The 13,551-nt window shown below is 71.4% G+C and carries 11 protein-coding genes and 1 pseudogene; 9 read left to right on the forward strand and 3 right to left on the reverse strand.

Annotation, left to right across the window (positions count from 1 at the left end; translation table 11 throughout):
• The first annotated feature begins 9 nt into the window (after positions 1 to 9).
• A complete protein-coding gene (locus ACWC0C_RS32785; protein ID WP_450867722.1) occupies positions 10 to 1,980 on the forward strand; it encodes a heavy metal translocating P-type ATPase in 1,971 nt (656 codons plus the stop codon).
• Positions 1,977 to 2,381, forward strand: a complete 405-nt coding sequence (locus tag ACWC0C_RS32790; protein WP_450867724.1) for a (2Fe-2S) ferredoxin domain-containing protein — start codon at positions 1,977 to 1,979, stop codon at positions 2,379 to 2,381. Before ACWC0C_RS32785 ends, ACWC0C_RS32790 begins: the two co-directional genes overlap by 4 nt.
• Positions 2,382 to 2,458: 77 nt before the next feature.
• Here ACWC0C_RS32790 and ACWC0C_RS32795 read toward each other — a convergent pair whose 3' ends face one another.
• On the reverse strand, positions 2,459 to 2,683 hold the full coding sequence (locus ACWC0C_RS32795) for a hypothetical protein (RefSeq protein ID WP_449195118.1): 225 nt from the start codon (positions 2,681 to 2,683) through the stop codon (positions 2,459 to 2,461).
• Here ACWC0C_RS32795 and ACWC0C_RS32800 point away from each other — a divergent pair.
• Positions 2,682 to 5,687 carry a SpoIIE family protein phosphatase gene (locus ACWC0C_RS32800; protein WP_450867725.1) on the forward strand — a complete coding sequence of 1,002 codons (3,006 nt, stop codon included), beginning with the start codon at positions 2,682 to 2,684 and terminating at the stop codon, positions 5,685 to 5,687. The two genes, ACWC0C_RS32795 and ACWC0C_RS32800, sit on opposite strands and share 2 nt — an antisense overlap.
• A 10-nt stretch (positions 5,688 to 5,697) precedes the next feature.
• Here ACWC0C_RS32800 and atpF read toward each other — a convergent pair whose 3' ends face one another.
• Positions 5,698 to 6,210, reverse strand: a complete 513-nt coding sequence (gene atpF / locus ACWC0C_RS32805) for a F0F1 ATP synthase subunit B (RefSeq protein ID WP_449195116.1) — start codon at positions 6,208 to 6,210, stop codon at positions 5,698 to 5,700.
• Between the two features lie 297 nt (positions 6,211 to 6,507).
• Here atpF and ACWC0C_RS32810 point away from each other — a divergent pair, with 297 nt between their 5' ends.
• Both ACWC0C_RS32810 and ACWC0C_RS32815 read left to right on the forward strand, forming a co-directional pair.
• On the forward strand, positions 6,508 to 7,080 hold the full coding sequence (locus tag ACWC0C_RS32810) for a hypothetical protein (protein WP_450867727.1): 573 nt from the start codon (positions 6,508 to 6,510) through the stop codon (positions 7,078 to 7,080).
• Between the two features lie 289 nt (positions 7,081 to 7,369).
• Positions 7,370 to 8,119, forward strand: coding sequence for a glycosyltransferase family 2 protein (locus ACWC0C_RS32815; RefSeq protein WP_450867728.1), 750 nt, complete (start codon positions 7,370 to 7,372; stop codon positions 8,117 to 8,119).
• Between the two features lie 98 nt (positions 8,120 to 8,217).
• Here the strand turns inward: ACWC0C_RS32815 and ACWC0C_RS32820 are convergent, their stop codons facing one another.
• Positions 8,218 to 9,390 carry a serine hydrolase domain-containing protein gene (locus ACWC0C_RS32820; RefSeq protein WP_450867730.1) on the reverse strand — a complete coding sequence of 391 codons (1,173 nt, stop codon included), beginning with the start codon at positions 9,388 to 9,390 and terminating at the stop codon, positions 8,218 to 8,220.
• 256 nt (positions 9,391 to 9,646) lie between these two features.
• On the opposite strand from ACWC0C_RS32820, the gene ACWC0C_RS32825 reads away from it, so the two are divergent.
• From ACWC0C_RS32825 to ACWC0C_RS32840, 4 genes and pseudogenes are all read left to right on the forward strand, one after another.
• The gene (locus tag ACWC0C_RS32825; protein ID WP_450867732.1) at positions 9,647 to 10,057 is read left to right on the forward strand and encodes a VOC family protein; all 411 of its coding nucleotides are present in this window, start codon (positions 9,647 to 9,649) and stop codon (positions 10,055 to 10,057) included.
• 96 nt (positions 10,058 to 10,153) lie between these two features.
• On the forward strand, positions 10,154 to 11,266 hold the full coding sequence (locus tag ACWC0C_RS32830; RefSeq protein WP_450867733.1) for a hypothetical protein: 1,113 nt from the start codon (positions 10,154 to 10,156) through the stop codon (positions 11,264 to 11,266).
• 46 nt (positions 11,267 to 11,312) lie between these two features.
• On the forward strand, positions 11,313 to 12,089 hold the full coding sequence (locus ACWC0C_RS32835; protein ID WP_449195111.1) for a TIGR03936 family radical SAM-associated protein: 777 nt from the start codon (positions 11,313 to 11,315) through the stop codon (positions 12,087 to 12,089).
• 262 nt (positions 12,090 to 12,351) lie between these two features.
• Positions 12,352 to 13,551 (forward strand): annotated as a pseudogene (locus tag ACWC0C_RS32840) (Rne/Rng family ribonuclease); the annotation flags it as partial.

Below are 13,551 nucleotides of genomic sequence, written 5' to 3' on the forward strand. Positions count from 1 at the left end.
CGCGTTCCCATGTCTTCCACCCTCACCCGCCCGGCCGAGACCGGCGCCGCCCGCGAGACGGTGGCGCCCCGGCGGCGCACGAGGATCTTCGCGTTGCCCGAGGCCCGGTGGGCGGCTGCCGCCCTGGTGCTGTTCCTGGTCGCACTGCCGCTCCGTCTGGCGGGGGAACCTGCATGGTCGTGGGGGCCGCTGTTCGCGGCTGTCTACGTCACTGGCGGCTGGGAGCCCGGCTGGGCCGGCCTGCAGGCGCTCAAGGACAAGACCCTGGACGTGGATCTGCTCATGGTCGTCGCCGCGCTCGGAGCGGCGGCGATCGGGCAGGTGCTGGACGGAGCGCTTCTGATCGTCATCTTCGCCACCTCCGGCGCGCTGGAGGCCATCGCCACCGCCCGCACCGTCGATTCGGTCCGCGGCCTGCTCGATCTGGCGCCCGCTACCGCGACCCGCCTGAGCGACGACGGGTCCGAATCCGAGGTGCCCACCGGACAGTTGGCCGTCGGGGACACGATTGTGGTGCGTCCCGGCGAGCGGGTCGGAGCTGATGGCCGCGTCCTGGACGGAGCGAGCGAGGTCGACCAGGCCACCATCACCGGTGAGCCGCTGCCGGTGGCCAAGGAGGCCGGGGACGAGGTGTTCGCCGGCACTCTGAACGGCACGGGCGCACTGCGGGTGAAGGTGGAGCGGGACCCGTCCGACTCGGTGATCTCACGGATCGTGGCCATGGTCGAGGAGGCCTCCGGGACCAAGGCACCCACGCAGTTGTTCATCGAGAAGATCGAGCAGCGCTATTCCCTGGGCATGGTCGCTGCCACAGTGGCGCTGTTCGTCCTGCCGCTGCTGTTCGGCGCCGACGTCCGGTCCACGCTGCTGCGCGCGATGACCTTCATGATCGTCGCTTCGCCGTGTGCGGTGGTGCTGGCCACCATGCCGCCCCTGCTGTCGGCGATCGCCAATGCCGGACGTCAGGGCGTGCTGGTGAAGTCGGCCGTGGTCATGGAACGGCTCGGTCAGGTGGATGCCGTGGCGCTGGACAAGACCGGGACCCTGACCGAGGGCACCCCGCGGGTCAGCGACATTCGCCCGTTGGCCGGTTCCGGCCTGAGCGAGCGGGAACTGCTGCGGCTGGCGGCAGCGGCCGAACGCCCTAGCGAGCATCCGCTGGCCCGCGCCATCGTGGATGCCGCCCACGCCCGCGACCTCGGCATTCCGCTGGCGGAGGACTTCGCCTCCGCACCAGGCACTGGCGTCACCGCGACGGTGGACGGTCGTGCGATCGCGGTAGGCAGCCCGGCTCGCCTGCTTGACAGCACTCACCCGTTGGCCGCGGTCGCCGCCGGACTGGAGGAGGAAGGCCGTACCGCGGTACTGGTCACATCTGACGGCGCGCCGGTGGGTGTGCTGGGCATCGCCGACCGGCTGCGCGAGGAGGCCGCGGCCACCACCGCCGCGCTGGGCCGCCTGATCGGCGCCGCTCCGGTGCTGGTCACGGGTGACAACCCGCGCGCCGCAAAGCGGCTGGCCGCGGAGGTCGGCATCGTGGACGTGCGTGCCGGTCTGTTGCCGCAGGACAAGGTCACCGCGGTGCGGGAACTGGAGCAGGCCGGGCGGAAGGTTCTCGTGGTGGGTGACGGCGTCAATGACGCCCCCGCCCTGGCTGCCGCGCACACCGGCATCGCCATGGGCCGAGCAGGCTCCGATCTGGCCCTGGAGACCGCCGATGCCGTGGTGGTGCGCGATGAACTGGCGACCATCCCCACCGTGATCGGGCTCTCCCGGCGGGCCCGCCGTCTGGTGGTGCAGAACCTGGTGATCGCCGCGGTGTTCATCACCGGCCTGGTCATCTGGGACCTGGTCGGCCACCTTCCGCTGCCGCTGGGTGTCGCCGGACACGAGGGTTCCACCGTCATCGTCGGCCTCAACGGCCTGCGCCTGCTGGCCGACGGCGCATGGCGCCGCATCCACACCGGGATGGACCGGTGAGCCGTCGCGCCCGCAGGGCCGCCCCCTCCACGGCAGCGGCCCGCTGCACAGTCACCGTGTGCCGTGGCTGTTGCTGCGGCACGGAGAAGATCCCCGACCTGGACCATGCCGGGCAGCTCGCTCGACTGCGGCGGGCGCTTCCCGGAACCGCGCAGGTCAGGCTGACCGGCTGCCTCGACGCCTGCGAGCACGCCAACGTCATGGTCGTCCAGCCCTCTGCCGAAGGGCGGGCTGCCGGCGGGCGGCCCGTATGGCTGGGGTTGGTCAACGACCCTGACGCCATCGATGACATCGCCGCATGGATCGCCGCTGGTGGCCCCGGGCTGGCCGACCCGCCCGGGGTGCTCGACCTCTACGCATTCACGCCCTCCCGGCGCATTCGCGGACAGATCCTGGGCTGAACGGCAGCAGCACCCGAGGCCCACCAGCGGGCGACGGCGTGACAATGCGGATCTTCCGGGCGCACAAGTCCAAAGCCTCAATGGTGACAAAGGGTGAGCTGGTCCCACTTTCCGTCAAGTGATGCGAGCGGTTCCCTCAAGCGGGTGAAATCACTTAAGTTGGCCCGATTGAGATTGATTTCCCGGATGTAGATCGCCGCAGGTGCGCATCCGAACCCATGCGGCCCAGGGGGCGTGCGGAGGTGACTGTCGACAGTGGTGAATTCCAGAGCCGGCGATACGCGCGACACCGAGCCGTCCATGCCCCGCTCCTCTCAGCCGCTGCACAACCCGCGGGGCTCGGGGACCGTACAGAACGTACGGCTCTCGGAGCGGCACCTCATGCGGATGCGGCTGCTCGACGCCGTGGACAGGGACCGGCGCGATGTCGAAGTGCTGCTGACCGCGCTGCAGCAGGCGGTGGCCGAGGTGCACGGCCTGGGCGGCATGGTTCATCTCCCGGGCGGCGGCATGAGCGGCATCCTCTACCTGGTCGCCGACAGCGGCCTGCCGGAGTCGATGGTCCGGCCCTGGCTGATCATCCCGGCACGGGGCACGGCGCCGCCCAGCAGGGCCGCCCGCGAGGACACCCTCACGTGGCAGCCCGACCTGGCCCCGCCCGACCCGGTGCCCGGCCGGGACCCCGCCGCCCTGTGGCCTTCCCGAGTCCCCGCCGGCATCGCTCACCTGGCCGTCCCCATTCCGGGTGGCCGGCGACGGGGCGCGCTCTCGGTCCTGTTCGCCCCGGGCGACGAGCCCGGCGCGGCGGAGTGCGCCTTTCTGAGCGAGGTGGCGGCATGGATGTCCGAGAGGCTCAGGTCGTCCGGGATCCTGAATCCGTCCCCCACCCTGTTGCGCGCCCTGGAGAACGGGCCGGGACCGCGGGAGACTCCCCCGTGGGACGCCGAACGGGAGACACCCCCGCGGGACGCGGAAGGGGTGCCGTCCATCACGTACACCTGGGACCTGCGTACCGGCGATCTGACCGCCGACCGACCCGTCGAGGAGGTGCTGGGCGGCATCGATCCGGCGGTGATGGCCGGCGGCATCGAGGCGTGGGCGGCGCTGATCCACCCGGACGACCTGCCGGGGGCGGTCAGCGGCTTCGACATGGGCATCCAGCTCCGTGGCGGCTTCCAGGACGAGTACCGGGTCCGGCGCCAGGACGGCACGTACCTCTGGATCGAGGCTCGCGCCCGGACGCTCACGGACGAGGAGGGGACACCGGCGAAGGTGATCGGCACCCTCCGGGACAGCAGCGAGACGCACACCGCCGCCGAGTCGGTGGGGCGGGCGCTGCGACACATGAGCGACGGCTTCGTCTCCCTGGACACGGACTGGCGCATCGGATTCCTCAATCAGGCCGCCGAGCGGCTCTTCGGCGCCGCGGGAGATGTGGCCGGAGCCCTGCTCTGGGACATTCCCGCGCTGCATGCCGTGCCGGGGCTGGAGCAACGGTGCCGAGCCACGGCGGCTGAGGGCCAACCGGCCGGATTCGACGTACCGGGGCCGGACGGGGCGTCCTGGTACCACCTGCGGCTGGTGCCGGTGCCGCAAGGCCTCACGCTCTACATCACCGACACCACCGAGCGGCATCTGCGGGAGATCGAGCGTGCCGCGGCGGAGCGGGCGGCCACGGAGCGCGCGGCCCTGGTGCAGCGGATCACGCGGGAGCTGGCCGAGGCCGTCACGGCCCAGGACGTGATGGCGGCGGTGGCCGACGGCGTGATGACACCCCTCGGGGCCACCGGACTCGTCATGCTCGGCGTGGTCGGCGACCGGCTGACCGTGGTCGGTTCCCGGGGTTATTCGGAGCGCTTCACCCGACTTCTGGACGGGCAGTGGACGGTGAGGGACACCACCAGCCCGGTGGGGGACGCCCTGCGCACCCGCACCACGCTCTTCATCTCCTCCCCGGAGGAGTTCCTGCAGCGATACCCGAACACCGAGGTCCTGATCCGGGAGGGCGGCAAGCAGGCGTGGGCCTTTCTGCCGCTGGCGGTGTCGGGGCGCGAGATCGGCGCGGCGGTGATCTCCTTCGGCCGACCGCGGATGCTGAACGATGACGAACGAACACTGCTGACCGCGCTCAGCGGACTGATCGCGCAGGCCCTGGAACGGGCCGGGCTCTATGACGAGGCGACGACCCGGGCCCGCACCCTCCAGCGCAGCCTGCTGCCGCGGGCCCTGCCCGAGCTGCCCGAGGTGACGACGGCGGCGCGCTACCAGCCGGCCAAACAGGGGGCCGACGTCGGCGGCGACTGGTACGACGTGATCCCGCTGTCCGCGGCCCGGGTGGCGCTCGTGATCGGCGACGTCATGGGCCACGGCATGGCCGAGGCCGCCACGATGGGCGGGCTCCGCACGGCCGTGCGGACCCTCTCGGAGCTGGAGCTGCCACCCGACGAAATCCTGGAGCACCTCAACGCCATTGTCGGCGACCTGGGTAACGATGCCTTCGCGACCTGCCTGTACGGCATCTACGACCCGGTGACCCGGCGTCTGTCGTACGCCAGCGCCGGTCATCCGCCCCCGGCGGTGGCCCACCCCGGCGGCCCCGTCACCTTCCTGCCCATGACGCCGGACCCGCCACTGGGGGTGGCCGCTCCCCCCTTCGAAACCCTCGAGACGCTGCTGCCCGCCGACAGTCTGCTCGCCCTCTACAGCGACGGCCTGGTCGAGAGCAAGGACAGGGACGTCACCACCGGCATGAGCCGCCTCGCCGAGCTCCTCTTCCAGTCCGTGAACGCCATGCCGACCTCACTGGCGGACGCGTCCGACCTGGACGCCCTCTGCACCACCCTCACCTCTGCTCTCCTCCCCGCCCAAGGCGCGCTGGTGGACGACGCCGCCCTGCTGCTGGCCCGCACCCACCCGCTGGACGCGGAGAATGTCGCGGAGTGGCCGTTGCCGGAGGACCCGATGGCGGCAGGCCGTGCCCGTGAGCTGGTCCGCGCCCAGCTCACCGACTGGGACCTGGCCGATGAGGACCTGATCATGACCACCGAGCTCCTGGTCAGCGAACTGGTCGGGAACGTCGTCCGGCACGCCTGCGGCCCCATCCGGCTGCGCTTGCTCCGCAGCCGCTCATTGATCTGCGAAGTCTCCGACGCCAGCCCGACCACCCCGCACATCCGCCACACCTCCGTCACCGACGAGGGTGGCCGAGGTCTGCAGCTCATCTCCGCCCTCTGCCGGCGCTGGGGCACGCGGCACACCCGAACCGGCAAGTCCATCTGGACCGAACAGCCTCTGCCGGTGGTGTGAGGTACGAGGACTACTGCAAGCCGGCCCTGCTTCGGGCATCGAGGTCGGAAAAGAAGCGGTCCACGATGTTGCTTTCCCGGGCGACGCTGTCGATGGGCTCGCCGACTACCCGGCCGGCCAGCTCCGTGGCCAACGACACGACGACACCGCGAAGTTCTGTTTCCGCGATCACCCGGTCGGTCGCGAGCCGTGCCTGAGCTTCCGCAATCATCGTCTCGCGTTCCCGCAAGGCCTCGGCGCGGATCTCAGTGATCAGTTGCGTGCCCTGCTCCAAGGATTCCTGACGCAGGCGAGCCGCCTCGTGCCGGGCTTCGGCCAGTTCCTCGCGGTACTTGGCGAGGACCTCACCGGCCTCGATCGCTGTCCGCTCGGCTTGTTCCCTCTGACCGTCGATGGCGTCGCGTCGTTCGGCAAGGACCTTGTTGATCCGAGGCAGAAGGATCCTGGACAGGCAGACGAAGATCACGGCGAAGGTCAGCGCGCACACGAGCGTCGGGGCGAGCCGTGGTATGAGAATTCCCATGCCAAGACTTTAGGGAAAAATTGAAGTTCTATGGTGTGTTTCAGGTAAGAGTTTGCCCTCAACTGACCTGAGCCACAGCCGACTTGGTGGATAGGACCGTATAAATCGTCCCGGCTGGCAAGAAGTTGCTGCGGCGTCCGCTGGGGTCGGCACCCCGCGCGCGCCCGGCGTTCGAACAGCTCGCGGCCGAGGTGGCTCTCCAGCCCCTGTCCGCTGTGGTACGCCGTGTGCGTGTGCTGGGGGTGACGTGCCGGTGCGGTGGTTGCGTCCTTGACGGGTGATGGCCACCGTGAACGGGTGATTCTCGTTCCGGGCTGGATGTGGCAGCGGGGGTCGGTGGGCCGGGCCGCGGGCGTGGGCCTTGCCGCCGGCGTCTTCTTCGGGGCTTTCGCTCTCGTCGAGGCGCAGTCATGGGCGGCCGCCATGGTGGTCTTTGTGGTGCTGAGCCTGTTCTACGGGACCCGAGTGGCGCGCCGGATGGACAGGATCTGGCCTGCGGCCAAGGGCATGAACCGCGCCGACCGCGCCGCCGTGGTACGCGCCACCCGGCGAGGCGAGGCCGTCGACGATCCCCGGCTGGCCCCCTTGGTCGTGGAGTACGCCGGCGCCCTGCGCCGGACCGCAGAGGAGGACCGGCTGCGCCGCTGGGTCGTCCTGCTCGTCACCGCGTTCGCGGTCGCTCTCGCCGTGTACGACACCGTGATGGGTTCCACCGGCGAGACCATCGCCTCGTGGCTGGTGGTCGTGCTCTTCCTGGCTGACCTGATGTGGTGGCCTCGCAGTCGAGACCGCCTTCTGGCCCATGCCGACCGGGCAGAGGCGTCGGCCCGCCGCATGACGGACACGGGCCAAGAGACGGGCGACTCCTGACCGAGAGCGACAGTTCGCATGTCCAGGTGTGCGCCATGCATGAAGGAGGTCACCGCGCACGGGGTGGAGCAGCGAGGTAGCGCGGATGTGGGAGTGAGCCCTACGCGCGTGCCGATCGAGCGACGCATCCAACACCGGCCTCGCAGGAGCCTCGGCTGCTGTGCGAGGCTGTTCCCCAGCCGACGTCGCCGCCCATCGACGAGGTTCTCCTGTCCAGGCCGACGGCGCTGCGTGCCCCCGGCCGGCACTGGTCCCCTGCCCAGCGTCCCGCGAACCAGGAAGAGACTTCGTGAACGTCGTCTCCATCGTTACCCCCGTACACAGCGGCGCTGTCCGTTTCCTTCCCGACGCCTACGCCTCTCTGCTGTGCCAGGACCTTCCCGGCGGATGGTCATGGGAGTGGTGCGTACAGGAAGACGGCAGCGACGTCCGCGCACAGTCGCATCTACCCGCCGACGATCCACGGATCCGGATTTCGGCGTCCCGCGCCGGCGGCCCCCACGTGGCACGCACCATGGCATTCGCGCGCTCGACCGGTACCTACGTGAAGACCCTGGACTCCGACGACCAGCTCACCCCCGGCACCCTCGCACGTGACATCGCCGTGCTGGAGGAACATGCCTCGATCGGCTGGACCACGTCGCGGGTCGTCGATCTCCTCGAGGACGGCAGCACTGTCTCCTTCGAATTGAGCGATCCGCAACCGGGCCGGCTCCCCAGGGGAAGCGCGTTCGGCTTCTGGACCGAGCATCACCGCCCACAGGTCCACCCCGCCACACTGTGCGTCAGGCGCTCCCTGCTGGCACTGCTGGGCGGCTGGATGGCCCTGCCTGCCTCCGGCGACACCGGACTCCTCCTCGGTCTGGACGCCCTGGCGGACGGATGGTTCATCGGCGAGACCGGACTTGCCTACCGCAAGCACGGAGGCCAGATCACCGCCCACCCCGACCATCGGAGCGGAGAGGAGTGGGAGGCCCGGATGTCCCTGATCCGTGAACATGCGCAGGCGATCCGAGCCTGGGCCGGCACCGAGCACTGACGTACTGCCCCGGCCACGGTGGGGACCTTCCCGGGCTGCGACAGCCTGGGGAGCGGGGGCTCGCCGGCTTCCCGGCGGTGGACGGAAGTGTCAGCCGCTCATGAGGCGAAGGCGGCTCCGATGATCTGGTTGACCAGGGCCATGTCGTTGCCTCCGCCGGTGACGGGGTTGAAGGAGTAGACCAGGCGGCGGCGGAGGTCGGGTGTGGTGAACATGCCGTCGGTGTAGCCGTAGGTGCTGCCGGTCTTGCCCCACACCGTCACGCCGGGGCGGCCGTCGCGGCCCGGAACCGTGGCGCGCATCAGGCCGGCGCTGTAGTAGGCCTTGCCCTGGCCCGGGTCGTTCTTACCGCCGTTCAGATAGTCCACGCCGGGGACGGTGAGCAGTTCTTTCATCTGCGCGGGTGCGAGGAGCCGTCCCCGGAACAGGGCCGTCAGGAAGCGGTCGAGGTCGGCGGTGGTGGAGATCATGCCGCCGGCGTGCGGGTTCTGCTCGGTGACGTCGGCCAGGCTGCTTCCCCCGTCGGGCTGGGGGACCGCGAGGTAGCCGTGGGCGTGCGGGCCGGGGATCGTGGGGTCGGTCTCGGGCGCGGTGGTGCACCGCAGGTGCAGCGGGCGCAGGATGCGATCGGTGATCTCCTGCTCGTAGCTGTGGCCGGTGACCTTCTCGACGAGCATGGCGGCGACGTAATAGCCGGTGGCTCCGTAGACCTGCATGTGGCCCGGCTCGGCGAAGGGCCGTTCGTGGCGGACGGCCTTGGCGACGAGCTCGGACAGCGGGTGGTCGTCGAAGCGGTGCCGGACGATGGCGTCGGGTGTGGACGGCAGGTCGTCGGCCGTCAGTTCGGGCAGGCTGCTGGTGAAGTCGAGCAGGGTGCGAACCGGAATCGGCGGGTAGGAGGCAGGCAGTACGTCCGGGAGGTAGCGCTGGACGGGCTGGTCGAGGTCGACGCGGTGTTCGGCGGTCAGCTGCAGGACCACGGTGGCGATGAAGGTCTTGGTGACGCTGCCGAGACGGAAATGACCGTCGGCCGGAACCGGCTGCCGCGTCGTGATGTCGGCGACTCCGTATGTCCCCGCCCAGTGTCCGGCCGGCCCGTTGACCTGCGCCGATACCCCCGTCACCCGGTCCGGTGCGCTGGAGATCGCCTGCTGGAGCGCCTGGGGGTCCAGCTCGGGCAGTGAGCCGTCAGCGTGTCGGGCTGCGGCGACCCGGTGCGCGTCAGCCGTGGCCGGTGCGGCCGGTGCGGGCGATGCCGCACCGATGACCACGGCGGTAGCGGCCGCGCACGACACTGCCGCCCACGTTCGCGTGCGTCGCCGGGACCCCCGGGCGGTCGCACGATGGCTGGAGGAAGGCTTGATCGTCATGCCTACGAGAATCCAGCACCCGGGGCGCCCTTCCATCAGGGATCACCCCTGACTCGGCCCCTAGACACCCCTGGCTTCACATCCTGGGGATCCGGCGCCGCTGCTCGCTACCGTGGCCCCATGCCGACTGCCTGACAGCGCCGAAGGAGCAAGTCGTATGGAGATCGCGACGTCGCAGAAGATCACCCCGTTCCTGATGTTCGAGGGCAACGCCGAGGACGCGATGACCTTCTACACCTCACTCTTCGACGACGCCGAGGTCGTCGGCATCACCCGCTACGGTGCCGATGGCCCCGGCAAGGACGGGAGCGTGCAGCACGCGACGTTCTCGCTCGCCGGCGAGCAGTTCATGTGCATCGACAGCCCCGCGAAACACGACTTCACCTTCACCCCCGCGTTCTCGCTGTTCGTGCAGTGCGAGAACGAGGCCGAGATCGACCGTCTCTACCTGGCCCTCGCCGAGCAGGGCACGGAGCTCATGCCGCTGGGAAACCACGGCTTCAGCGCCAAGTTCGGCTGGGTCAACGACCGGTTCGGCGTCTCCTGGCAGCTGAACCTGCCCGGGTGAGCCGACCAGCTCCGGCACCCGCGGCTACACATCCTTGACCTTCACGACCTGGACGTCGGCCGGATCCGAACGGGCGGCACGGGCGTCTACCCCGGTATGGAACCGCACAAGCCGTCTCCCCAGCCCCGGCAGCCGGAAGGGTGCCTCACCGTCGCGATCCGTGTCCCCTTGCGGATCGTCGTCCTGGTGCTGGTGGTGCCGGTGCGGATGGCGTGGGACGCGCTCGTCGTCACCGGAAGGTTTCTGCGGGACAGCGTGCTCAGGCCGCTCGGCCGGGCGCTGCTGTGGGTTGGAACGGCCCTGTTCGTATGGCCGTTCACGGCCCTGTGGCGCTATGTCCTGGTCCCCGTCGGCAGGGCGCTCGCCTGGCTCGGCACCGTCCTCGTCGTCGTACCGGCCGTGTGGCTGTACCGGTACGTCCTCAACCCCGTCGGGCACGCCGTCGCCTGGCTCGCGCGCGGGGCGGGTGCCGGGCTCGCGTGGGTGTACGCGCGCGTGCTGTGCCCGATCGGGCACGTCGTCACCTGGCTGCTGCGGGGCATCGGTGCCCTGCTCTCCGCCGTGGGCATCGGCGTGTACACGGCCGTCTCCTGGCTGGCCCGGTATCTGCTCGTCGTCCCCGCGCGGTGGCTGTACGACCGGGTCCTCGCGCCCGTCGGGCGTGCCGTCGCCTGGTGCGTACGAGGGCTGGGGTGGCTGCTGGGCGTGATCGCCGCCGGCATCGGGGTCGCGCTGTACTGGATTCTCCGCGTCCTCTTCGTCCTGCCCGCCCTCGCGTTGTGGCGCTGGGCCCTGGCGCCCGTCGGCCGCTTCCTCGCCGTCCTGGCACGCGAGGTGGGCGACGCCCTCGGGCACGCCTGGCGGATCGCCGGACGGATCTCGCGGGCCGTCGGCCGCGCGCTCGGGACCCTCTTCCGGTGGATCTTCGTGGAGCCGCTGCGCTGGGTGTACCGGACCGTGCTCACCACGGTCGGCCACCTCGTCCGGGACGCCGTCCTGCGGCCCGTCGCCGAGGGCGCGCGCGTGGTGGGGCGGGCCGTGCGCGAGGCACTGGGCAGCGCCCGCGAGACCGTACGGCAGGCCCGCGCAGACTTCCGGCGGATGCTGTTCGGCGAGCCGCGGCAGCCGGCCGCGGTGGACCGGCGGGAACCTCAGGGGCCCGCGACACGTACTCTTGGTAGCAGTAGGACCGCACTCACGAAGGACTAGGACACTGGGCAAGCGACAGCCCGAAGGCCCGCCGCCCGCACCCGCGGTGCAGCGCATCCGACTGCGCTACACCAAGCGCGGCCGCCTGAGGTTCACCAGCCACCGAGACTTCCAGCGCGCTTTCGAGCGTGCGCTGCGCCGTGCCGAGGTGCCCATGGCGTACTCGGCCGGATTCACGCCGCACCCGAAGGTGTCGTACGCCAATGCCGCACCCACCGGCACGGGCAGTGAGGCGGAGTACCTGGAGATCGCGCTCACCGCACCGCGCGACCCGGAGACCCTGCGCGTCCTCCTCGACGAGTCGCTGCCCCCCGGGCTCGACGTCGTCGAGGCGGTCGAGGCACGGACCTCGGGCCTCGCCGACCGGCTCACGGCCTCCGTCTGGGAGCTGCGGCTGGACGGCGTCGACCCGGCAGACGCCGGGCGCGCGGTCGAAGCCTTCAACGGGGCCGGGTCCGTCGAGGTCCAGCGGATGACCAAGAACGGCGTCCGTACCTTCGACGCCCGCCCGGCCGTGGTGAGTCTGGAAACGCACGGTTCACCGGCTGATAGGCCTACCGACCAGCCCTGTGCGATACTGCGGCTGGTTGTTCGGCACGTGACGCCTGCCGTACGACCCGACGACGTCCTGTCCGGTCTCCGCGCCGTGGCCGACCTGGCGCCGCCGGTCCCCGCAGCGGTGACCAGGCTGGCGCAGGGGCTGTTCGATGAAGAGACCGGCACGGTGACCGACCCGCTCGCGCCCGACCGCGAGGCAGCCGAGGCCCTGACGGCCGCACCGGCCGCCGCCGCGACGGCGCCGATGCCGGAAGGTCCCGCGTAGGGACGGACGTCGTAGCGCCGCCCTTGTACTCGGGAGCCACCTGGGTCGGGCAGCGCACCGACCAGAAGACTTTCGCCAGGCCGTACCGACAAGGCGTACGGAACCGGCGAGACAGGACACAGAGTGCTCCCGTGCGGCGCCCGCGCCCCGGACGGCGGCCATCGCGGATCACGCGGGCCGTGGACGTCAACGGCGGACGGTCCTTCGAGACCGACGCCGGACCAGGCGCGGCGCCCGGGAGCCTGACGGGAGAAATGCCCGCATGCTCGAGCCGACCGAACCCAATGAGGGTTCCGAACTGAACACTCCCAGCGACACCCTGCCGCCGCGCAGGCGTCGCCGTGCCGCCTCCCGCCCGGCGGGCCCGCCGGCCGCGGCCGAGGCGTCCGCCGAGGTCACCGTGCCGGCCATACCGGCCGCGGACCCCGACGAGGCCCAGGAGGCGATCGAGGCCGTAGAGGCCGACGAAAGCGCAGAGACTGCAGAAGCAGCGGAAAGCGCTGAGGCCGCAGAAACTGCTGAGGCCGCAGAAACCGTTGAGACTGCAGAGGTCCCTGAGGCTGTCCCGGCTGCTGCCGCCGACGAAGCCGCTCCCGCCGGCCGTACGCGCCGCCGGGCCACCCGCCGCGCATCCGCGCCCGCGGGGGCGCCGTCGGCCGCCGAAGCCGTCGAGAGCCTCGTACAGGCCGCGACCGCCGTGGCCGAGACCGAGAAGCCCGCTGCCGTCACCGAGGGCGGCGAGGTCGTCGTCGGCGAGGAGGCCGCGCCGCGCCGCGTCCGCCGCCGTGCCACGCGCAGCGCCTCCGCGTCGACCGGTGCCGCTTCGGAGGCCGTTTCCGGTGCTGCTGAGGCGCCCGCGACCGCCGAGGCTTCCGTGACCGAGGAGGCGACCGCCACCGAGGCCGCTGCCCCCGCCGAGGCCGCGTCCGCCGGCCGTCCGCGTCGCCGGGCCACGCGTCGTGCGTCCGCGCCCGCCGGTGCCCCCGCGGTCGGTACGGCCGTTGCCGCCGAGGCCGAGAAAGCCCAGGAGCAGCCCGTCGTCGAGACGGCCGCCGCCGTGGAAGAAGCCGCCGAAGAGGCCGCGCCCGCCGCTCGTCCGCGCCGTCGTGCGACCCGCCGCGCCTCCGCGCCCGCCGGCGCGCCGAAGGCCGCCGAGTCCGCCGCCGAGACTCCTGCCGCGGAGGCTCCGGCCGTCGTGGCTGAGGCTCCTGTGGCCGAGGTTGCCGCTGCCGCCGAGGTGAGCGGTGAGGTCGAGGAGGGTGCTCCGCGTCGTACCCGTCGGCGGGCCACCCGCCGTGTGTCGGCGCCCGCCGGTGCCCCGGAGGCCGCCGAGACTCCTGCTGCGGAGGCTCCGGCCGTCGAGGCCGAGGCTCCTGTGGCCGAGGTTGCCGCTGCCGCCGAGGTGAGCGGTGAGGTCGAGGAGGGTGCTCCGCGTCGTACCCGTCGGCGGGCCACCCGCCGT

It is taken from the genome of Streptomyces sp. NPDC001709 (assembly GCF_053596375.1).